This is a genomic window from Streptomyces sp. (genome assembly GCF_036566765.1).
Lineage (GTDB): Bacteria > Actinomycetota > Actinomycetes > Streptomycetales > Streptomycetaceae > Streptomyces.
Map to the genome: position 1 here is coordinate 1 of NZ_DATCVQ010000441.1, position 20669 is coordinate 20669.

At 70.1% G+C, this 20669-nt stretch carries 19 protein-coding genes, 1 tRNA gene and 1 pseudogene; 12 read left to right on the top strand and 9 right to left on the bottom strand.

Translation table 11 applies throughout. The features are described 5' to 3' along the window. Positions 1-671: 671 nt before the first annotated feature. Positions 672-902 (bottom strand): hypothetical protein, encoded by a 231-nt coding sequence (locus VIU94_RS25945; protein ID WP_331914676.1) that lies wholly within the window; start codon positions 900-902, stop codon positions 672-674. Positions 903-1057: 155 nt separating this feature from the next. Here VIU94_RS25945 and VIU94_RS25950 point away from each other — a divergent pair, with 155 nt between their 5' ends. Both VIU94_RS25950 and VIU94_RS25955 read left to right on the top strand, forming a co-directional pair. Continuing rightward, the gene (locus tag VIU94_RS25950; RefSeq protein WP_331914678.1) at positions 1058-1525 is read left to right on the top strand and encodes a GNAT family N-acetyltransferase; all 468 of its coding nucleotides are present in this window, start codon (positions 1058-1060) and stop codon (positions 1523-1525) included. A 629-nt stretch (positions 1526-2154) separates the two neighbouring features. Continuing rightward, the gene (locus tag VIU94_RS25955) at positions 2155-2778 is read left to right on the top strand and encodes a hypothetical protein (RefSeq protein WP_331914680.1); all 624 of its coding nucleotides are present in this window, start codon (positions 2155-2157) and stop codon (positions 2776-2778) included. A gap of 98 nt (positions 2779-2876) precedes the next feature. Here VIU94_RS25955 and VIU94_RS25960 read toward each other — a convergent pair whose 3' ends face one another. Further along, positions 2877-3035 carry a hypothetical protein gene (locus VIU94_RS25960; protein WP_331914682.1) on the bottom strand — a complete coding sequence of 53 codons (159 nt, stop codon included), beginning with the start codon at positions 3033-3035 and terminating at the stop codon, positions 2877-2879. 133 nt (positions 3036-3168) lie between these two features. Further along, positions 3169-3849 carry a phosphate signaling complex protein PhoU gene (phoU, locus tag VIU94_RS25965; protein ID WP_331914684.1) on the bottom strand — a complete coding sequence of 227 codons (681 nt, stop codon included), beginning with the start codon at positions 3847-3849 and terminating at the stop codon, positions 3169-3171. 264 nt (positions 3850-4113) lie between these two features. Here phoU and phoR point away from each other — a divergent pair, with 264 nt between their 5' ends. Then, entirely contained in the window at positions 4114-5358 is a 1245-nt protein-coding gene (gene phoR / locus VIU94_RS25970; protein WP_331914686.1) for a two-component system sensor histidine kinase PhoR, read from the top strand. 5 nt (positions 5359-5363) lie between these two features. Further along, positions 5364-6035 carry a two-component system response regulator PhoP gene (gene phoP, locus VIU94_RS25975; protein WP_466728736.1) on the top strand — a complete coding sequence of 224 codons (672 nt, stop codon included), beginning with the start codon at positions 5364-5366 and terminating at the stop codon, positions 6033-6035. A 111-nt stretch (positions 6036-6146) separates the two neighbouring features. Here the strand turns inward: phoP and VIU94_RS25980 are convergent, their stop codons facing one another. Then, positions 6147-6806: a DUF461 domain-containing protein gene (locus VIU94_RS25980; protein ID WP_331914688.1), complete on the bottom strand. Its 660-nt coding sequence runs from the start codon at positions 6804-6806 to the stop codon at positions 6147-6149. Positions 6807-7345: 539 nt separating this feature from the next. Between VIU94_RS25980 and VIU94_RS25985 the strand changes: the two genes are divergently transcribed. From VIU94_RS25985 to VIU94_RS26010, 6 genes are all read left to right on the top strand, one after another. Further along, positions 7346-7828 (top strand): CarD family transcriptional regulator, encoded by a 483-nt coding sequence (locus tag VIU94_RS25985; protein WP_003953493.1) that lies wholly within the window; start codon positions 7346-7348, stop codon positions 7826-7828. 300 nt (positions 7829-8128) lie between these two features. Next, complete coding sequence (ispD, locus tag VIU94_RS25990) at positions 8129-8875, top strand: 2-C-methyl-D-erythritol 4-phosphate cytidylyltransferase (protein ID WP_331914690.1); 747 nt, start codon at positions 8129-8131, stop codon at positions 8873-8875. Continuing rightward, positions 8865-9371 carry a 2-C-methyl-D-erythritol 2,4-cyclodiphosphate synthase gene (gene ispF, locus VIU94_RS25995; RefSeq protein WP_331914692.1) on the top strand — a complete coding sequence of 169 codons (507 nt, stop codon included), beginning with the start codon at positions 8865-8867 and terminating at the stop codon, positions 9369-9371. Before ispD ends, ispF begins: the two co-directional genes overlap by 11 nt. 85 nt (positions 9372-9456) lie before the next feature. After that, positions 9457-10854 (top strand): cysteine--tRNA ligase, encoded by a 1398-nt coding sequence (gene cysS, locus VIU94_RS26000; protein WP_331914694.1) that lies wholly within the window; start codon positions 9457-9459, stop codon positions 10852-10854. A gap of 99 nt (positions 10855-10953) precedes the next feature. After that, positions 10954-11913, top strand: coding sequence for a 23S rRNA (guanosine(2251)-2'-O)-methyltransferase RlmB (rlmB, locus tag VIU94_RS26005; protein WP_331914696.1), 960 nt, complete (start codon positions 10954-10956; stop codon positions 11911-11913). Positions 11914-12040: 127 nt separating this feature from the next. After that, entirely contained in the window at positions 12041-13582 is a 1542-nt protein-coding gene (locus VIU94_RS26010) for a DoxX family membrane protein (RefSeq protein ID WP_331914698.1), read from the top strand. 162 nt (positions 13583-13744) lie between these two features. Here VIU94_RS26010 and VIU94_RS26015 read toward each other — a convergent pair whose 3' ends face one another. The 4 genes from VIU94_RS26015 to VIU94_RS26030 all read right to left on the bottom strand — a co-directional run bounded on the left by VIU94_RS26015 (position 13745) and on the right by VIU94_RS26030 (position 18026). After that, the gene (locus VIU94_RS26015; protein WP_331914700.1) at positions 13745-14461 is read right to left on the bottom strand and encodes a nucleotidyltransferase family protein; all 717 of its coding nucleotides are present in this window, start codon (positions 14459-14461) and stop codon (positions 13745-13747) included. Between the two features lie 45 nt (positions 14462-14506). Continuing rightward, complete coding sequence (locus VIU94_RS26020) at positions 14507-14920, bottom strand: hypothetical protein (RefSeq protein ID WP_331914702.1); 414 nt, start codon at positions 14918-14920, stop codon at positions 14507-14509. Positions 14921-15163: 243 nt separating this feature from the next. Beyond that, the gene (locus tag VIU94_RS26025; protein ID WP_331914704.1) at positions 15164-16264 is read right to left on the bottom strand and encodes an ABC transporter ATP-binding protein; all 1101 of its coding nucleotides are present in this window, start codon (positions 16262-16264) and stop codon (positions 15164-15166) included. Between the two features lie 358 nt (positions 16265-16622). Next, positions 16623-18026 carry an RNA-guided endonuclease InsQ/TnpB family protein gene (locus tag VIU94_RS26030; RefSeq protein ID WP_331914706.1) on the bottom strand — a complete coding sequence of 468 codons (1404 nt, stop codon included), beginning with the start codon at positions 18024-18026 and terminating at the stop codon, positions 16623-16625. Between the two features lie 160 nt (positions 18027-18186). On the opposite strand from VIU94_RS26030, the gene VIU94_RS26035 reads away from it, so the two are divergent. Together VIU94_RS26035 and VIU94_RS26040 are read left to right on the top strand one after the other, a co-directional pair. Continuing rightward, positions 18187-18265, top strand: a tRNA-Thr gene (locus VIU94_RS26035). A gap of 95 nt (positions 18266-18360) precedes the next feature. Further along, on the top strand, positions 18361-20457 hold the full coding sequence (locus VIU94_RS26040) for a restriction endonuclease (protein ID WP_331914708.1): 2097 nt from the start codon (positions 18361-18363) through the stop codon (positions 20455-20457). Between the two features lie 58 nt (positions 20458-20515). On the opposite strand, the pseudogene VIU94_RS26045 reads toward VIU94_RS26040, so the two are convergent. Continuing rightward, a pseudogene (locus VIU94_RS26045) lies at positions 20516-20669 on the bottom strand (FAD-dependent oxidoreductase); the annotation flags it as partial.

The window sequence follows — 20669 nt, forward strand, 5'->3', positions numbered from 1 at the left end:
GGGCCGATTCCACTATCCAGTAGCCACTAGTGTCCTGCGCCTGAAATTCGTCGGTAGATCTGTCTCGTCTCGGCGGTCGGATTCCCGCCGCCGGTCGGGCGCGTTGACCGTCCGCGGCTCAGCCGGAACTGCCTAGGAACTTCCGGTGCAGGGCACTAGCCGGTAGCCGCCCGTGTGCTGCGCGACCGGGCACCGTGGGCGGCCGAGGAACGTCCGCCCGAAGGGCGGTCCTTCTCGCTCTTCGTCCTGACCGGCCGGCGGGCCGGGCGATAGCAGCGCAGCCAGGGGTGCGACTGCCCGCCGAGAGCCCTGGTTCGCGGCTCCCGCCGGACCGGCCTCTAACGGCTAACGCGCTGATCAGGCAGTAGATGGGCCGCTAGCGGGGCCGCTAACGTTAGCGGGCCGACCGCTATCGCTAGCGGCCCGTGTCCGGGCCGTCTGTGGGCCGTCTGAGGGCTCCCAGGGGTGACCAACAATGACCAATGCCGACCGCTCGACCGCAGGTCAGGGGCGCGCGCAGCAGCAACGTCCCAGCTCCAAAAGGCGGTTGGCGAGACCCAGGGCAAGAAGAAGTAGCCCACGGTCACGAAAGAGCCCCCTGCTCGCCGGTTCGGCGGGTGGGGGGCTTTTTGTATCGGGGTATCGGCAAATCTCGTGCTGTCGGGTGTCGGTTACTTGTTGTGGCCGCCAGGGGCGTGGCCCGCTGGGTTCTGGTTCTCGCTCTCCTGGGTGAGGGTGTCGTTCTGGCAGCTGGGCTGCTGGCCGCCGGGCTGCTGGCCGGCCGGGTTCGAACAGGAGATGGGCTCCTCGTGGATCTTCGCGTCGGCGACTCCGGCGGTGCCGAGGCCGAGGGCGAGGGAGGCGGCGGCCGCAGCGACCGCTGCGCCTATCCGCTTCGTCATGCTTCTGGTCATGATGTGACCTCACTAACCGGACACATGGTCCTTCGCGCCACGTTTGTCCTGTTCACCGCAGATGTCAAGCAATTCGGGTGAAAGTAGGAGGAGTTGACGAACTCGCGCGTACAGCGACGTGACCGCTCGGTACAGTGCCTGCCATGATCACGTCACTGCGTCTGGAGCCGGTGACCCCCGGCAACGTGGACGCCGCCCTCGCGCTGCGTGTCCACCCGTACCAGGAGAAGAACGTCGCGCCCGTAGTGAAATCCCTGGCCGAGGCGTACGCGTACGGCGAGACCGCCTGGCCGCGGCTGATCTTCGACGGGGACGAGCTCGTCGGCTTCGTCATGGCGTTCCTCGACATCCCGTGGGACCCCGAGCGCGACCCCGACGACCGCCGCAGCGGACTGTGGCGGCTCAACATCGCCGCCGACCGGCAGGGCAAGGGGTACGGGCGGTTCGCCGTCGACGCCGTGCGGCAGGAGCTCGCGCGCCGCGGGGCCGCTCGGTACTACGTCACCTGGGAGAAGGGCGAGCACTCGCCCGAGGAGTTCTATTTGCGGCTGGGATTCCGCCCGACCGGCGAGGTCAGCGGCGGTGAGACCGTCGGCGTACTCGAGATATGAGAGCGCGGCGGGGGTGGGCCGCCGGCCCGCCCCCGCTCGCCCCACCGGGGCCAGGCGCTGACGGCCCTGAGGCCCGAACGGCGAGTCTCCCGGTCGCCCGCCAACCACTGACGTGCTGATCAGCGGGTGTATGGGCCGCTAGCGGGGTCGCTAGCGTCAGCGCCCCGGTCCTCGAAGGCTAGTGCTGCGCCCGAGAGCGTTCACTGGGTGGAAACCGTGGCTTGGCGCGGCCCGGCATCCGCGCAGCACGCCATCATCCGGGTGAGTTGCCGCTCCGCTCCCTTCGTGTCCCTTCTCGCGTGTCCCTTCTCGGCAGTACCTCTTCGTGTGTCGAGATCACCCCGGGGCCGAAGCCGGGCCAGACTCAGGCGCCAAGCGTCCGACGCGTCGAAAGCTGAACCCGCCGCGTCAGACTGGCGGTTGGTAAGACCCAGGGCAAGAAGTACCCCGAAGCACGCGAAAGCCCCCTCCCCCGGCCGGGGAGGGGGCTTCTTGCTGTGGGTGGTGACGGAATTGTCCCGAGTGTGTGACACCTGGTGGCCGAATATCGCGCTATGGGTGGGCCGTTGCTACGTTCCGTCCCGGGATGCGGCTTTGGATGGCCGCCGCTGAAGAGGGGGAGTCCCGAAATGAACGTCAACCGTTTCAGACACGCCGCCGTGGTGCTCGCAGCCGTCGCACTGACCGCCGCGGTCACGGGCTGCCAGAAGGACGACACGACGGCCGGGAGCACCAAGCCGAGCGCGGTGGCGTCGTCGGCCACGAAGGAGCCGGCGGCCGCGAAGCCGACGGTGAAGCCGGCCGCGAAGCCCGCGTCGAAGCCGTCGAAGAAGGCCGTCTCGAAGAAGCCGACCGGCAAGCCCGCCGCCAAGCCCGCCCCCGACTGCGTGACGGCCCCGCCGAACCCCGACGCGTACGACCCCGACGAGTTCGCCCTCTACCGCATCGAGGAACTCCCGGCGAGCACCGGCAAGGTCAACCTGGTGCTGCAGCACGGGGCCTGGGGCTGCGGCGACAAGGACACCGACGGAGCGCCGTTCGTCGTCAGCGGCGAAGACAGCCGCTGGGCTCTGGACCAGGCCGCGTACGTCACCGCCACCAACCCCATCGTCGAGACCACGGAGAACCAGCGCATCGGCGTCCAGGAACTGATCGACTGGGTCAAGGCCCACCCGAACTCCGGCCTGATCTTCAAGTACCAGACCGGCGACGACGGCGCGATCCACCGCCTGGAACAGGTCTTCACTCCGTGACCTCAGGGTCTCGGCGCTTCGGGACGCACCGAGACCTGCGCAGTGGGCTGTGACGGCGTCGGGGGCGGGCACCAGACCCGCCCCCGACGCCGTCGCGCCTAGCCGGAGCAGCCCCCGCACTGGCACGGCGCGCCCGACTGGCAGCCGCAGCCGCAGCCGGAGCCGCAGCCGCACGCTCCGAGGACGGGCAGGAGCCGCGCCTCGCGCGGGGCTTCCTGCTGGGATTCGGTCGACGTCGTGATGGGGGATTCGGCCATGGGGTCCCTCCTCCAAGGCGTGGGTCGCCTTCCTCCCCATTGCATGCCCACCCGACACGGCGCATCAACGGCGCACGGGGTTACGCGCCCCCGTCGCGCACCTCCACGCGCCGCCCGGACGCCCCCGCGAGCGTCACGCGCCCTCGACCGGCGCCTCCGCCTGCTGGATCTCGTCCGCGTGCTCGCCCGTCACGAGGTACACGACGCGCTTCGCCACCGAGACCGCGTGGTCCGCGAAGCGCTCGTAGTAGCGGCCGAGCAGCGTCACGTCGACGGCCGTCTCGATGCCGTGCTTCCAGCGGTCGTCCATCAGGTGCTGGAACAGCGTCCGGTGCAGCTGGTCCATCTCGTCGTCGTCCTGCTCCAGTTGCAGCGCCAGATCGACGTCCTTCGTGATGATGACCTCCGCCGCCTTCGCCATCAGGCGCTGCGCCAGCTGCCCCATCTCCAGGATCGTCGCGTGCAGGTCCCGCGGCACCGCCGTGTCCGGGAACCGCAGCCGCGCCAGCTTCGCCACGTGCTGCGCCAGGTCGCCCGAGCGCTCCAGGTCCGCGCTCATCCGCAGGGAGGTCACCACGATCCGCAGGTCCGTCGCCACGGGCTGCTGGCGCGCCAGCAGCGCTATGGCTCGCGCCTCCAGGTCGTGCTGCAGGTCGTCGACCTTCTGGTCCGCGGCGATCACGCTCTCCGCGAGCTTCAGGTCCGCGTCGAGCATCGCCGTCGTGGCGCGCCCGACCGCCGACCCGACCAGGCGGGCCATCTCGACCAGGCCTTCGCCGATCGAGTCCAGTTCCTCGTGGTACGCGTCGCGCATCGGTGTCCCTCTCTCCACAACAGTCCGGGGTCCGGGTGGGGCTCGGACCCCCACGCTGCCACGTTCGGGCCTCTACAAGTCAGGTACTGCCACCGCAAGTGAATCAGCGCTTTCCCCCCGGTTAACTCTGGGCGTCGCACACCGCTGATCGGTTCGTACCAAATGAACCGGCACCGTCTCCACGGTGAACTCTGGGCGACGAGTGTTCGAGCAGGGACTCGGACGGCTGGGAGAGCGTCTGCGAACACGCATAACCTGGATGGCATGGACGTGAACGCGGCGGTTGCCGCATTGGCAGCGATCGCCGGTGTCTGCACCGGCGTGATCGCCATGCTGGCGTTCCGCTGGAGCGAACGCGACCAGGCGAGACCGACCCGCACCTCCCTGCACACCGACGCGGTCCTGCCGCCCGGTGTCGACACCGTGCTGTCGGTACTGCGCTCCTCGGCCGTCGTACTGGACGAGAGCGACTCCGTCGTCAAGGCCAGCTCCGCGGCGTACGCCCTGGGCCTGGTCCGCGGCGGCAAGCTCGCCGTCGAGCCCATGCTCAACATGGCCCGCGACACCCGCAGGGACGGCGAGATACGGCAGGTCGAGCTGGACCTGCCCCGGCGCGGCACCGGACGCGGCGAGGCGCTCGCCGTCTCCGCCCGCGTCGCCCCGCTGGGCTCCCGGCTGGTCCTGCTGCTCGTCGAGGACCTCACCGAGGCCCGCCGCATCGAAGCCGTCCGACGCGACTTCGTCGCCAACGTGAGTCACGAGCTCAAGACTCCCGTCGGCGCGCTCTCCCTGCTCTCCGAGGCCGTCATGGACGCCTCGGACGACCCCGAGGCGGTCACCCGCTTCGCCGGCCGCATGCAGATCGAGGCGACCCGGCTCACCAACCTCGTCCAGGAGCTCATCGACCTCTCGCGGGTGCAGAACGACGACCCGCTGGAGGACGCCGAGCCCGTCCGGGTCGACGAACTGGTCGCCGAGGCGATCGACCGCTCCCGGCACACCGCGACCACCAAGCAGATCACCATGGCGTCCGGAGGAAGCGCCGGGCTGCACGTCTGGGGTCACCGCGGCCAGCTCGCCGCCGCTCTCGGCAACCTCGTCGAGAACGCCGTCAACTACTCACCGGCCCGGACCCGCGTCGGCATCGCGGCCCGCCGCGTCGCCGTACCCGGCGGCGACCTGATCGAGATAGCCGTGACCGACCAGGGCATCGGCATCTCGGAGAAGGACCGCGAGCGGGTCTTCGAGCGCTTCTACCGGGTCGACCCGGCCCGCTCCCGTGCCACCGGCGGCACGGGCCTGGGCCTGGCCATCGTCAAGCACGTGGCCGCCTCGCACGGCGGGGAGGTCACGGTGTGGAGCACCGAGGGTCAGGGCTCCACCTTCACCCTGCGGCTGCCCGAGGCGGCCGCCGTACGAAACCGCAATGCCTCCGGCGCCGAGGGCGCCGACCCCCACGCCCCCGAGACCACCACCGAACCACTCCCTGCCCCGGAGGTCCTCCCGTGACCCGAGTGCTTGTCGTAGAGGATGAGGAATCCTTCAGCGACGCCCTGTCGTACATGCTCCGCAAAGAGGGCTTCGAGGTCGCCGTCGCGGCCACCGGGCCCGACGGACTCGACGAGTTCGAGCGCAACGGGGCCGACCTCGTCCTCCTCGACCTGATGCTGCCGGGTCTGCCCGGTACGGAGGTCTGCCGCCAGCTGCGCGGGCGCTCCAACGTCCCGGTCATCATGGTGACCGCCAAGGACAGCGAGATCGACAAGGTCGTCGGCCTGGAGATAGGAGCCGACGACTACGTGACCAAGCCCTTCTCCTCGCGGGAGCTGGTCGCCCGCATCCGCGCGGTGCTGCGCCGCCGCGGCGAGCCGGAGGAGGTCACCCCGGCGGCCCTGGAGGCCGGCCCGGTCCGCATGGACGTCGACCGCCACGTGGTGACGGTCGCCGGCGGCAAGGTAGACCTGCCGCTCAAGGAGTTCGACCTCCTGGAGATGCTGCTCCGCAACGCGGGCCGCGTGCTGACCCGCATGCAGCTCATCGACCGGGTCTGGGGCGCCGACTACGTCGGCGACACCAAGACCCTCGACGTCCACGTCAAGCGCCTCCGCGCCAAGATCGAGCCGGACCCGGGCGCCCCCCGGTACCTGGTGACGGTCCGAGGCCTGGGCTACAAGTTCGAGCCGTAAACCCGGGCCCGTACGCGGAGCCGTAAAACGCACCCGTACGACACGCACCCGTACGTGTAAGACGAAAGGGCGCCCCGCCGGATCTCCGGTGGGGCGCCCTTTCGCGTGGTGTCAGTGACCGGCCGCGTGCGTGGCCGCGCCCGTCGGCTCGCCCGACTCGGGCGACTCAGGGGCACCGGAGGTCTCGCCCGCCGGGGCGCTCGCCTCGCCGGACGGCTTCCCCGTCGGCTTCGGCTTCGTGGCCGGCGGGGCCGGGATCTCGGTCGGGCCGTACTCCTTGAAGTACGTGGTCGCCGGGACGACGAACGCCCCCAGGGACACGTCGCCGGTCTCGCTGAGCTTGAAGACGACCTCCTGCAAGTCGCCGTTCTTCTTGCCCGGGACGCCGTTCGCGATCACGGCCGTGGCGTTGCCCTTGCCGCCGATGACGACCGAGCCGCCCGCGGGGACGACGAGCGGGCCCGCGCCCGTGGCCGGCTTGAGCTTCACGGTGGCCGAGGTGCCCGGCAGGGTGATGGCGTCGATGGTCTGCGGACCGGTCCCGTTGTTGAAGACCGTCGCCGAGATGACGGCGGGGTCCTTCACACCGGCCTCGGGCTGCGTGATCACCAGGGCGTTCTGGATCTGGACGTCGTCCACCGTGACGGCGGCGTTGTCCGGCTTGACGCCGAGCGTCTGTGCGTCGTTCCCCGCACCGCAGGCGGTGAGCGAGGCGATCGAGATCACGAGGGCGGTGGCGGCGAGAGCGCCACGTCGAAGGCTGCTGCTCACGGCGGCGGCAACTCCTAGAACGTACGGATGTCAGCGCGCTTAGGTTACCGAGCCGCACTCTCCGTCCCGCACCCGACCCGCCCCTTACGCCCACGGACCTCCCGCGAGGCGCCGCAGGCCTTCCCGCCCGGCGCGGATTCGCTCCGCGTTCACATATCCGTCTTGATCAATTCGCTATTCCCGCAGGAAATCCGCGAGCGCCTCCGGAACCGGTCGCGGTGATCAATTCAGGAAAGAGCTGGGACAGGCGTCCGTACGGGTGATCGATCCCCGAACGGAGCACGCGGAGATCGGTACACTGAACTGGACAAACCAGGACATACACCCCTCCTCCTCGGTCTCCGGGCATCTGTGACGCGCATGTTTCACTCCGTTCGTGCACTGGCTCCGACCTGCGAATACCGCGCTCCGCAAGCCCGCCGCAGCACGTTCGCGTTGCTGTTGTCAAGCCCCGAGATATGCCCTGACCTGCGAAAACGCCATTCAGAAGAAGCCGTATCCGTGTTACCCTGGATAGCCACGGAAGGGGTACCTGTCACATGACGTTCAAGGTTGGCGACACCGTGGTCTATCCCCATCACGGGGCCGCGCTGATCGAGGCCATCGAAACTCGTCAGATCAAAGGCGTGGACAAGACCTACTTGGTGCTCAAGGTCGCCCAGGGCGACCTGACGGTTCGTGTGCCGGCGGACAATGCGGAGTTCGTCGGTGTTCGCGATGTGGTCGGTCAGGACGGGCTGGACCGGGTCTTCGAGGTGCTGCGCGCGCCGTACGCCGAGGAGCCGACCAACTGGTCCCGTCGCTACAAGGCAAATCTCGAGAAGCTCGCCTCCGGCGATGTCATCAAGGTCGCCGAAGTAGTGCGCGACCTGTGGCGTCGCGAGCGCGAGCGCGGACTTTCCGCAGGTGAGAAGCGCATGCTCGCCAAGGCTCGCCAGATCCTGGTGAGTGAGCTCGCCCTCGCGGAGAACACTAACGAGGACAAGGCCGAGGCGCTCCTCGACGAGGTCCTCGCGTCCTGACGCGACATCGATGCCGCGGTGCCCGCTGACAAGCTGTGATCGGTGAATCACAGACCTGTCGCCGGGCGCTGCGGCATGTTCGTACCCAAATCCCCGGAATCCCCGTCCCCTCGGCTCGGCCCTCTCACTCGGCCCTCCCGTACCGCGCATACGAACGGGCCACACGGGCCCGCACATTGCGCCGGCGCGACCGCTCCTGACCAAGTCGTCACGGAAAGGGCCCGGTCAAGGCGTCGAGCCCGGCACGATTGAGGCCATACCCACAAGGGCCGAGGAAACAAACCTGCCGGAGTGCAACCGATGTCAGACGAAACGCGTCCTCTTCGCACCGCAGCCGTGATTCCCGCGGCCGGCCGGGGCGTGCGGCTCGGCCCGGGCGCGCCCAAGGCGCTCCGCGCGCTGAACGGCACCCCCATGCTCGTCCACGCCGTCCGCGCGATGGCCGCCTCCCGCGCGGTCTCGCTCGTCGTCGTGGTCGCGCCGGCCGACGGCGCTCCCGAGGTCAAGCGGCTGCTCGACGAGCACGCGCTGCCCGCCCGCACCGACTACCTGGTCGTCCCCGGCGGGGACACCCGCCAGGAATCCGTACGCCTCGGGCTCGAAGCCCTGCCCGAGGGCGTCGACATCGTCCTCGTCCACGACGCCGCGCGCCCCCTCGTCCCCGTCGACACGGTCGACGCGGTCGTCGAGGCGGTCCGCGACGGAGCCGTCGCCGTCGTCCCCGCGATGCCGCTGGCCGACACGGTCAAGGAGGTCGCGCCCGCCGCGCCCGGCGAGCCCGAGCCCGTCGTCGCCACCCCCGAGCGGTCCCGGCTGCGCGCCGTGCAGACCCCGCAGGGCTTCGACCGCGACACCCTCGTCAACGCGCACGCGACCATCGCCCTCACCGGCGACGGCGCCACCGACGACGCCGGCCTGGTCGAGCGCCTCGGCGCGCCCGTCGTCGTCGTGCCCGGCCACGAAGAGGCCTTCAAGGTGACCCGCCCGCTCGACCTCGTCCTCGCCGAGGCCGTACTCGCCCGCAGGAGGGCCAACGATGGCTTCTGAGTCCTACACCCTTCCCCGCACCGGCATCGGGACCGACGTGCACGCCTTCGAGAAGGGCCGCGAGCTCTGGTGCGCCGGCCTCCTCTGGGACGGCCCCGAGAACGACGAGTACGGCCTCGCCGGGCACTCCGACGGCGACGTCGCCGCCCACGCCGCCTGCGACGCCCTGTTCTCCGCCGCCGGCATCGGCGACCTCGGCGCCCACTTCGGCACCTCCCGCCCCGAGTGGTCCGGCGCCTCCGGCGTCACCCTGCTCGCCGAGGCCGCCCGGATCGTGCGCGCCGAGGGCTTCGAGATCGGCAACGTCGCCGTCCAGGTCATCGGCGTCCGCCCCAAGGTCGGCAAGCGCCGCGACGAGGCGCAGAAGACCCTCAGCGAGGCCGCCGGAGCGCCCGTCTCCGTCTCCGGCACCACCACCGACGGGCTCGGCCTCACCGGCCGCGCCGAGGGCCTCGCCGCCATCGCCACCGCGCTGGTGTTCCCCGTACCGCGCTGATCGCCGAAGGACCGAGCGCCGAAAAAGTGGCCCCGCGACCGCAATCCGTCGCGGGGCACTACCACACGCCCACTACCCTGGAGTGGTGACCATTCGCCTGTACGACACCAGCGCCCGGCAGATCCGCGACTTCACCCCGCTCACGCCGGGCTCCGTCTCGATCTACCTGTGTGGTGCCACCGTGCAGAGCGCCCCGCACATCGGCCACATCCGCTCGGGTCTGAACTTCGACATCATGCGCCGCTGGTTCGAGTACCGCGGCTACGACGTCACGTTCGTCCGCAACGTCACGGACATCGACGACAAGATCATCGCGAAGTCCGTGGACCAGGGCCGCCCCTGGTGGTCCATCGGCTACGAGAACGAGCGCGCCTTCAACTCCGGCTACGACGCCCTCGGTTGCCTGCCGCCCACGTACGAGCCCCGCGCCACCGGCCACGTCACCGAGATGGTCGAGATGATGCGCGGCCTCATCGAGCGCGGCCACGCCTACGAGGCCGACGGCAGCGTCTACTTCGACGTCCGCTCCTTCCCCGACTACCTGGCGCTGTCCAACCAGGACATCGACGACCTGCGCCAGCCCGCCGAGGACGGCATCACCGGCAAGCGCGACCCCCGCGACTTCGCCATGTGGAAGGCCACCAAGCCCGGCGAGCCCGACTGGGAGACCCCGTGGGGCCGCGGCCGCCCCGGCTGGCACCTCGAGTGCTCCGCCATGGCGCACAAGTACCTCGGCTCCGCCTTCGACATCCACGGCGGCGGCCTCGACCTGATCTTCCCGCACCACGAGAACGAGATCGCCCAGGCCAAGGCCTACGGCGACGACTTCGCCCGGTACTGGGTGCACAACGCCTGGGTCACCATGAGCGGCGAGAAGATGTCGAAGTCGCTCGGCAACTCCGTGCTCGTCGGCGAGATGGTCAAGCGCTGGCGGCCCATCGTGCTCCGCTACTACCTCGGCACCCCGCACTACCGGTCGATGATCGAGTACAGCGAGGAGGCCCTGCACGAGGCCGAGGCGGCGTTCGCCCGGATCGAGGGCTTCATCCAGCGGGTCGTCGAGAAGGCCGGGGACATCGCCCCCGCCCCCGAGGTCCCGCTCGCCTTCGCCGAGGCCATGGACGACGACCTCGGCGTCCCGCAGGCCCTCGCGATCGTGCACACCACCGTCCGCCAGGGCAACAGCGCACTGGCCGCCGACGACAAGGAAGCGGCCGTCGCCCGCGTCGCCGAGGTCCGCGCCATGCTCGGCGTCCTCGGACTCGACCCGCTCGACCCGCACTGGGCCGGCGAGGCCGACCGCGGCGCCGACCTCCACGGCGTCGTCGACACCCTCGTACGCCTCGTGCTCCAGCAGCGCGAGTCCGCCCGGGAGCGGAAGGACTGGGCGACCGCGGACGCGATCCGCGACCACCTCAACCAGTCCGGCCTCGCCATCGAGGACAGCCCCGACGGCCCGCGCTGGACGCCGGCCAACCGCTGAAGACGTGCCGCTCGGGGAGCCGGGCGGCACACTTCACTTACAGACTTCAGTACGCGCGCACCACGCGTCGTACGCACGCAGTAGAGGAAACAGGTAGTCATGGCCGGGAACAGCCAGCGCAGGAACCGCCGCACGTCCAACAAGAAGGGCGCGACGGTCGGCAGCGGTGGCCAGCGGCGCAAGGGCCTGGAGGGCAAGGGCCCCACGCCGCCCGCCTCCGCCCGCAAGGGACACAAGAAGAACCGCGTCGCCAACGCGCAGGCCCGGCAGGCGGCCGCCCGCCGCCCCGCCCCGCGCCGCGGCGGCCCCAAGGGCACCAGCGAGATGGTCGTCGGCCGCAACCCGGTCTACGAGGCGCTGCGCGACGGCGTGCCCGCGGTCACGCTCTACGTCCAGCAGTTCATCGACAACGACGAGCGCGTCCGCGACGTCCTCAAGCTCGCCGGCGACCGCGGCAACATCAACCTGATGGAGGCCCCGCGCCAGGAGCTCGACCGGCTGACGAACGGCCTGAACCACCAGGGCCTCGTCCTCCAGGTCCCGCCGTACGAGTACGCGCACCCCGAGGACCTCACCGCGGCCGCCTACGACGCCCACGAGGACCCGCTGATCGTCGCCCTCGACGGCGTCACCGACCCGCGCAACCTCGGCGCGATCGTCCGCTCCGTCTCCGCCTTCGGCGGCCACGGCGTCGTCGTCCCCGAGCGCCGCGCCGCCGGCATGACCGCCGGCGCGTGGAAGTCCTCGGCCGGCACCGCCGCCCGCACCCCGGTCTCCCGGGTCACCAACCTGACCCGCGCCCTGGAGGGCTTCCAGAAGGAGGGCCTCACCGTCGTCGGCCTGGCCGCCGACGGCGAGCACACCGTCGAGGACCTGGAGGCGCTGGACGGCCCGGTCGTCATCGTCATCGGCAGCGAGGGCAAGGGCCTCGGCCGCCTCGTCGGCGAGACCTGCGACTACCGCGTCCGCATCGCCATGCCCGGCGGCGCCGAGTCGCTGAACGCCGGCGTCGCCGCGGGCATCGTCCTCTACGAGGTCGCGCGCCGTCGCAACCAGTGATCCGACGCAGTACGGAACGGGGCCCGGCTCGCTGAGCTGGGCCCTTTCCAGTGATCGTCGATCTTGACGGGTCTCGGACATTTGCCGCCCGTCAAGGCAGTGTCCTAAACCCACATCACTCGGTTAGATGAGTGTGGACACCAGAACGCCCCGGCCGGGGTTCGACGATCAGCCTGCGTTGAGCATGACCAAAGTGGACTCCGATCCCGCGCAGGTCATCGTGAACCACGCCAGCTTCCGCGTCCGGCTCGCCCCGGCCCATCAGCCGAAGTTCGCCCCCGGACCGCGCGCCGCCGTGCTCGGCGCCGCGGGCACGGCCGGCGCGCCGCGGCGACGGGCCCCCGTCGTATGGACCGGCAAGTCCGCCCCGGGAGACCCGGGAGCGACCGGACTGCTCCAAGCCGTGCGGGAGTCCTCCGTCTCCACGCTCGAACCGCTGGACGCCGGCGCCACCCAGTCCATCCCGCGCATCGACGACACGATGCCGACCCCCGTCGTCCCCGCCCCGCTGCTGCCCCCGATGCGGCGCGCGGAGGGCGCGTACGACCACGACGCGAGGTACGGCGCCAGGCCCCCCGGTCACGGCGACCCGGGCGACGGCGACCCCGGCTTCGACGAGGACGCGCTCGCCGGGCGGACCCACCGGCACGGCGCCGACCCGGTCCGGCACGCCTACTACCCCGGCCGCCGGATGAACCTCGGAGTGGTGCTTCTCCCGCTCCGCGTCTTCCTCGGCTTCATCTCCATCTACGCCGGCATGGGCAAACTCTGCGACCCCGTCTACTTCGACGGCGGCGAGCGCGGCTCCATGGTCAAGTGGCTCAACTCGCTGCACCCCTGGGCGCTCGCCGAGCCGCTGCGCGACTTCGCCCTCGCCCACCCCGTCGGCGCCGGCCTGACCGTCGCCTTCCTTCAGGTCGTCGTCGGCGTTCTCACCGTCCTCGGCCTGTGGCAGCGGGTCGCCGCCGTCGTCGGCGCAATGCTGTCCGCCGCGCTGATCCTCACCGTCAGCTGGAAGACCGTCCCCGTCTACGACGCGCCGGACATCATCTACCTCGCCGCCTGGTCCCCGCTGATCATCGCCGGCGCGCCCGTCTACTCCATCGACGGCCGCCTCGCCGGCGAGGCCTGGCGCACCCTCGGCCCGCGCTCCGAACTCTGGGAGCTGCGCCGCCGGGTACTGCGCCGCGGCGCGATCGTCACCGCCGTCGTGGTCGGCCTGACCCTGCTGATCGGCTCCATGCTCGGCGGCGCGGTGCGGTCCACCGAGATGGTCACCGTCCCCGGCCCGAACGACGACCCGATCAACCACCTGCCCGGCCAGCCGCTCCCGCAGGAGCCGGGCGAGCGCAGCCCCTCGCGGTCCGCCGAGTCCCGGCCGGAGCCGTCCCGCACGGGCGGCGCCGGCGACGACGAGCGCAAGGCCGAGTCCACCCCGTCGGAGACGGCCCGCGAGTCCGGCCGCATCCAGCAGCGCCCCACCGCCACGCAGGGCGCCGGCGGCCAGTCGCCGAGCCAGTCCCGCCCCGCGCCCCCGCCGTCCTCGACGTCGGGGCCGACGGGCAGCGGGGGCGGCTCGGGCGACGGCGGCGGCGGTTCGGACGGCGGCGACGAGGGCGGCTCGACGACGGGCGGCAACCGGAACCCGATCGGCGGCCTGCTGGGCTAGGGCCTGTTCGGCGGATCAGGGTCGGATAGGTCCGCGGCCCCGGCCATGATCCGCCGGACAGGCCCTAGACGCGGGCGCGTTCCGCCCCGTCCACCCCGCAACCACGAGGGGCGGCACCGTGCACGACACGGTGCCGCCCCTCTCGTACGCCCAGCGCGGGCGTCAGGTCCTCGTGCCCGCCAGTTCCTTCGCCGCCTCCGTGAGGTCCTTCGCCGTGTCGATGGCCCGCCAGTACGCCCCCTGGGGCAGCGGGAAGCCCGCCAGACGGCGCTCACGGGCCAGCCGGGGGAACGTGGTGCGCTCGTGGTCCCCCAGGTCCGGCAGCAGGGCCGTGAAGGCCGCGGAGAAGACGTACACGCCCGCGTTGATGAGGTACGGCGAGGGCGGCGACTCGATGAAGTCGGTGATGTGACCGAAGGCGTCGGTCTCGACGGCGCCCCACGGGATCCGGGGGCGGGCCAGCGCGAGCGTCGCGGTGGCGTCCCGCTCCGCGTGGAACGCGGCCATCTCACGCAGGGAGAAGCGGGTCCAGATGTCGCCGTTGGTGGCGTACCACGGCTGCTCCGGCTCGGGCAGATGCGCGGCGGCGTACTTGAGGCCGCCGCCGCGGCCCAGCGGCTCCGACTCGACGACCGTGGTCACCCGGAGCGGAAGATCGGCGCTCTCCAGCCAGTCCTGCAGTACCTCGGCGAGATGGCCGCAGGACACGACGGCGTCCGTGACGCCCTCGGAGGCCAGCCAGGACAGCTGATGGCCGATGATCGGGGTCCCGGTGCCCGGGATCTCGACCATCGGCTTGGGGCGGTCGTCTGTGTAGGGGCGCAGGCGCGAGCCCTGGCCGCCCGCCAGGACCACGGCCTGCGTCGGAGAGGTATGCATACCGCGAACGATATGCGGACCTCCGATGCGGAACCGGCGCGCCGCTCAGGAGGCGGCCATGACGCCGGTCGCGAAGGACGTGTCGCAGACCGGGCGCGAGAAGGACTGGGCGCGCGTGGGGCCGTACTGCTGGACGGCGGCGCGGCCCAGGGCGCGGGCGATCGCCATGCAGTGCCTGGCGAGCGACGGACGGGCCTCGACCTCGCGCTGGAGGTGGGTCAGCGCCGTTCCGGGGTCCTTCTCCTGAAGCTCTGCGAGCAGCCGGTCGCGCAGAATATCCTGCGGGGCACGGGACTTGGCGCGCTTGGAGACGTCCGTCGAGGACGCGGTGAGCATCTGGGTCCCGTGGCTCTGGCCGGCCCACGGAACGGCGGACACCGCGAGCGTTCCGGAGAGCACCAGGACGACGGGCAGGACGAGTGCGAGAGAGCGGCCGATGCGGCGGGCTGTGTGGGTCACGCAGGCGAGCGTAGCGGCCGGTGATGATTTGGCGACATTTAGTCACTCTCGCGAGGGATGGTTCGAGGCCGCTTTTCGAATCGCGTGTTGACGCGAGGGGCGGGAGAGAGTCCGAATTGCCCACTCTGCCGGGGTATTTATCGACTTTGCCGCCAACCGTGGACGCGTACGCCGAAGGCCCCACACCTGCAACAGGTGCGGGGCCGATGGCCTAGCGGTGCACGTCGCCCAGCGGTGTACGCCTCAGTCGCTGAGGCGCTCGCCGGTGGAGGTCGAGAACACGTGGATCTCGCCCGCGCGCGGCACGACGTGCAGCACGGAGCCCTTCTCCGGGACGGAGCGGCCGCCGACGCGGACGACGAGGTCCTTGTCGTCCTCGCCGCCGACGCGGGCGGAGCCGTACACGTACCCGTCGGCGCCGAGCTCCTCGACGACGTTCACGGAGACGGCCAGACCCGCGTCGCTGTCGGCGCCGGAGACGTCGAAGTGCTCGGGACGGACGCCCACGGTCACCGTCTTGTCGCCCTTGGCGGACGCGGCGGACAGCGCCTCACGGGAGACCGGTACGACGCTGTTGCCGAACTTCACGCCGCCGTCGGCGATCGGGACCTCGACCAGGTTCATGGCCGGGGAGCCGATGAAGCCGGCCACGAAGAGGTTGGCGGGCTTGTCGTACATGTTGCGCGGCGAGTCGACCTGCTGGAGCAGACCGTCCTTCAGGACGGCGACCCGGTCGCCCATGGTCATGGCCTCGACCTGGTCGTGCGTGACGTACACCGTCGTGATGCCGAGCCGGCGCTGCAGCGAGGCGATCTGCGTACGGGTGGAGACACGGAGCTTGGCGTCGAGGTTCGACAGCGGCTCGTCCATGAGGAACACCTGCGGCTCACGCACGATGGCACGCCCCATCGCGACACGCTGCCGCTGACCGCCGGAGAGCGCCTTCGGCTTGCGGTCCAGGTACTCGGTGAGGTCGAGGATCTTCGCGGCCTCTTCGACCTTGGTCCGGATCTCGCTCTTGTTGACGCCCGCGATCTTGAGCGCGAAGCCCATGTTGTCGGCGACGCTCATGTGCGGGTAGAGCGCGTAGTTCTGGAACACCATGGCGATGTCCCGGTCCTTGGGCGGCAGATGCGTGACGTCCCGGTCCCCGATCCGAATGGACCCGCCGTTGACGTCCTCGAGCCCCGCGAGCATGCGAAGCGAGGTGGACTTTCCGCAGCCGGACGGACCGACGAGTACGAGGAACTCGCCGTCCGCGATCTCGATCTCGAGCTGATCGACGGCGGGCTTGGAAGCACCCGGGTACACCCGGGTGGCCTTGTCGAAAGTGACAGTGGCCATGGTGATGTGTCCCTTCACCGGCAGGAACGTGCCGGACGATCCGAGTAAAGGAAGGATTGAGGTCTAGTCCACCAAAGTGAACTTCGGGTGACGGTACCTGGTGGTGTCCGATCTGTCAGTAGGGGGAGGCTGGGAGATTCCCGAGGGGCTGGCTCCACCTAGGCAGAGCAACCGACTTTTGACCTTGCATTCGCGTGAGGCAGAGCAGCGGCCTCTTGGCCTTCCCGCGTACGCGACGCTTCCTGCTTCGACGCCCATTGCCGACCTCCGCGACCCTGGGGGTCACGCCAAGTCGGTCTTACGCGGGCTCCACAGGCATTCCGGCCGACGGCCCGTCGGTCCGTACAGCACTTGCGTCTTACGCAGCCAGGACTTCGTTCGGCAGCTCCGACGCTCGAATCAGGGATGGTGCCGGCCTGCCCGGCGGCAACGCGGCCGCCACGAGCCAGTACAGCCGCATCCCCTCGTCCCGGAGATTCACCGCCGCGTTCACGTCCCGGCTGTGTGCGACTCCGCACTCCGAGCAGGCCCACTCCCGGACCGACACGTCCAGCCTCGGGCCCTTCGTGTGGCAGGCCGAGCAGCGGCGCGTCGATGGGAAGAACCGGTCCACGATCACGAGCGTCCGGCCGTACCACTCGCACTTGTAACGCAGCTGCCGCAGCAGCTCACCCCAGGCCGCATCCATGATCGCCTGATTCAGCTTTGCCTTCCGGCGACGCCCCTTCCCCTTCGCAGGGCGCATCAGATTCGTGATCGGCAGGTCCTCCACCACAAGCACTTGGTTCTCGCGCACAAGGCGGGTGGTGAACTGATCCAGCAGGTCCCTGCGGATGTCGCTGATGGTTCCGTACAGCCGTGCGATGCGCTCCCGTGCCTTACCCCGATTCTTCGAACCCTTCTTCTTCCGGTGCAGTGACCGCTGCCGGCGCGCCAGCTCTTCACCGTGTTTCTTGAGCAAGCGCGGATGATCGAGCACTGAGCCGTCGTCCAACGTCACCAACGCCGCCAGACCGAGATCAAGCCCGACCGCCTTCGGCTCGGAGCCGCCCGGAAGGAACACCGGCGGCAGCGGATCGATCTGCTCCTCGACCAGCACAGACAGGAAGAAGCGCCCTGCGCGGTCCCGTGTGACGTTCAGCCGCACGGGCAGCTGCCCCGCCGGCAGCGGACGCGACCAGCGGATATCGAGCGGTACGGACTGCTTCGCCAGCGTCACCAGCCCCGTACCCGGCCGTTCCGGATCCTCCACCCACCGAAATCCGGTCCGGACGTACGTCGCTGAATCCCGCGACCGGCCCTTCTTCTTCCCCTTTGGATACTTCGCCGACTTCCGGAAGAACCGGGAGAACGCTCCGTCCAGATGCCGCAGAGCCTGCTGCAACACCGTCGACGACACTTCCCGCAGCCACTCCCGCCCCTGCTCCCGCTTCCACCCCGTCAATGCGCGACAGGTCTCCGCGAACCCGACCGAGACCCGATGCCGCTCCCATGCGCCCGAGCGGAGGGCCAGCCCCTCGTTGTAGACCCACCGGCAGGCACCGAACGTCTTCGTCAGTTGCTCGGCTTGGTCGGGGGACGGGTAGAAGCGGTAGCGGTAGACGCGCTGCTGGGTGCCCGCTTCCTTGCGTCGCTGTTTCATGGCCCCGGACGCGCGGCCGTGCCGTTCGTGCCGGTCGGCGATGCCCAGAGCCTCGCGCTTTGCCTGCTTCGCCTCGGCGCCGGTCACCCGCCTCGGTATCTCCTCCGATGGCTCCGTCATCGCCCCTCCCCGCCCTGCTTGTCCGATATCCGGAACGGCACTTCAGTCCGGACAACGAACGTGTGGGCGGGTGGTTACGGGGCGTATGAACTTCTTGGCTGGAGGCTAGGGGCGCTGTGTACAGTGGGAGAACTTCACGCGTGTGAGCGCGCTGAGGCATGCCTCCTTAGCTCAGTCCGGCCCAGAGCGGCGCACTTGTAATGCGCAGGTCGTCGGTTCGAATCCGACAGGGGGCTCCAGCTGCACCAATCTCGTGTCCCGGATCACTCAGATCCGGGACACTTGTGCGTTACGGGGGCGTATGTGTGGGGTGTTTCCGGGGAGGGGTGCAGGGATGGGTCGGCGTTCCAATGGGCTGATCGGTGCGTGGGCGGAGGCGCAGCGGGTGGCGCAGCGGGAGCGGGAGGGGCAGCTTCAGGCGGTGCTGCGGCAGCAGCGGGATGCGGAGCGTGCTCAGCGGGCGCATGAGCGTGATGTGGCCCGGATGCAGCGGGAGCAGCGGGTTGCGTATCGGCAGCATCGGGATGCGGACGCATTGCGGCGGACGCGCGAGCTGGATGAGCGGGTGGAGGTTCTGCAGGGGGTGTTGGCCTCGGGGTGTCGGGCGCCGGCGTTCTCCGTGGAGTCGTTGCGGCGGTCGGAGGAGGTCGAGCCGTTCGCTCCGGGGCGGTTGGCCGAGCCGGTGCCGATGCCGGATCGGCGGTTCTATCAGGCGCAGGGGGGTTGGACGCCGGCGGCGCGGGCGCAGGCGGAGCAGGAGGCACAGGCGCGGTTCGAGCGGGATTGGTATGCGGCGCAGGCGGCCGAGGGGCAGCGGCAGCAGCAGTTGGCGGCGTACCGGGCGCAGTACGACGCGTGGGCTGCGGAGCGGCTTGCGGAGGTGCGGGAGCACAACAGTGGGATTGCGGGGATGGTGGAGTCGCTGCGGTCCGGGGACGCGGAGACGGTGGTCGAGTTCTTCTCGGCGGTGCTGTTCGCGTCGACGGCGTGGCCTGAGGGCTTTCCACGGGAGGTTTCGGCCGCGTACGACCCTGCGGCGCGTGGGTTGGCGCTGAACTGGGATCTGCCTGGGTATGACGTGGTGCCGGACGCGAAGGGCGTCAAGTATCTGCCGGGTACGGATCAGGACAAGGAAGTGCCGCGGCCGGTGACGCAGCGGCGGGCGTTATACCGGGATGTTCTGGCGCAGAGTGTGTTGCTCGCGGTCCGTGATCTGTTCGCGGCCGATCGGTTCGGTGTCCTGGAGGGTGTGGCGCTGAACGGGTTCGTCGATGGTGTCGATCCGGCGACGGGTGTGGCGTCACGAGTTTGTGTGGCGTCGGTGATGGTGGAGCGGTCGGTCTTCGACGGACTGAATCTGGAATTGGTCAGTGCGGTGGACTGTGTGACGGGGGCGTTGTCCGGTCGGCTGTCGTCGAAGCCTGAGGAGCGGGTGGCGGTGGTGCCGTTCCTCGTGCCGGATCAGGTGGGGTCGGGTGTGGTGTCGCACGGGGAGGGAGAGGAGCCCGACTTGTTGACCATGGACCCGATCGCGTTCGAGGGGCTGGTTGCGGAGTTGTTCCGGGCGCGGGGTCTGCAGGCGGTGACGACGCGGCGGTCGAATGACGGCGGGGTGGACGTCGAGGCTCTGGACCCGGATCCGATCAGTGGTGGGTCGATCATCGTGCAGGCGAAGCGCTACCGGAACACGGTGCCGCCGAGTGCGGTGCGTGATCTGTACGGGACGGTGCAGGGGGCGGGGGCCAACAAGGGGGTGTTGGTGACGACGTCCGGGTTCGGTCCGGGGTCGTACACCTTCGCCAATGGGAAGCCGTTGACGCTGATCTCGGGTGCGGAGTTGGTGGATCTGCTGCATCAGCACGGGTTGCGGGGGCAGTTGGGCGGTGGTGAGGGGGCGGCGCTTCCTCCGAGGGCGACGGGGCCGGCGGCCCCTCCGGAGGCCGAGGACGACTTCAACGTGCTGGGGATGGTGTGGTCGGGGTCCGTGGCCCTGGACGTCTGCGCGTTGGTGTGTGAGGGAAGCCGGGTGTTGACGGACGAGTTCTTCGTCTTCTTCAACAATCCGGGTACGCCGGACGGTTCGGTGCGGATGGTGCCTGCGGTGTCCGGGGACAAGGCGGCGGTGCGGGTCGGTTTCGATGCGTTGCCGGCGAGGGCGGATCGTCTGGTGCTGGTGGCCGCGGTCGATCCCGAGGTGAATCCTGATGCGGATCTTGCGGGGTTCGTCGATGCGGGGATCAGGCTTCGGGACGACTCCGGGGTGGAGCTCGACCGGCTGGAGGTGTCGGACGGGCGCGAGGGGGAGACCGCATTGGTGTTGGGGTCGTTCCGGCGGCGGGCGAGCGGGGATTGGAATTTCGTTCTGGGCGGCAAGGGGTACCGCGGCGGTCTGGAGGAGTTGGTGGGGGACTTCGGGATCGAGGTCGAGTAGCTTCGGCTGATGGGTCGGGGCCCGGGTGATTCACCCGGGCCCCTTCGTGTGGGTGCGGTCAGCGGCCGGAGAGGCGGTTGGCGAGGCGGGCTACCGGGGACGTTGTGGCCGTGTTCGACGTGGCTTCCTTGTGGTCGGCCGTGCGGTAGGCGGCGTACATGGTCTGGACGGCCAGCCAGCGGAGGGGTTCCGGTTCCCACTTGCGGACCTTG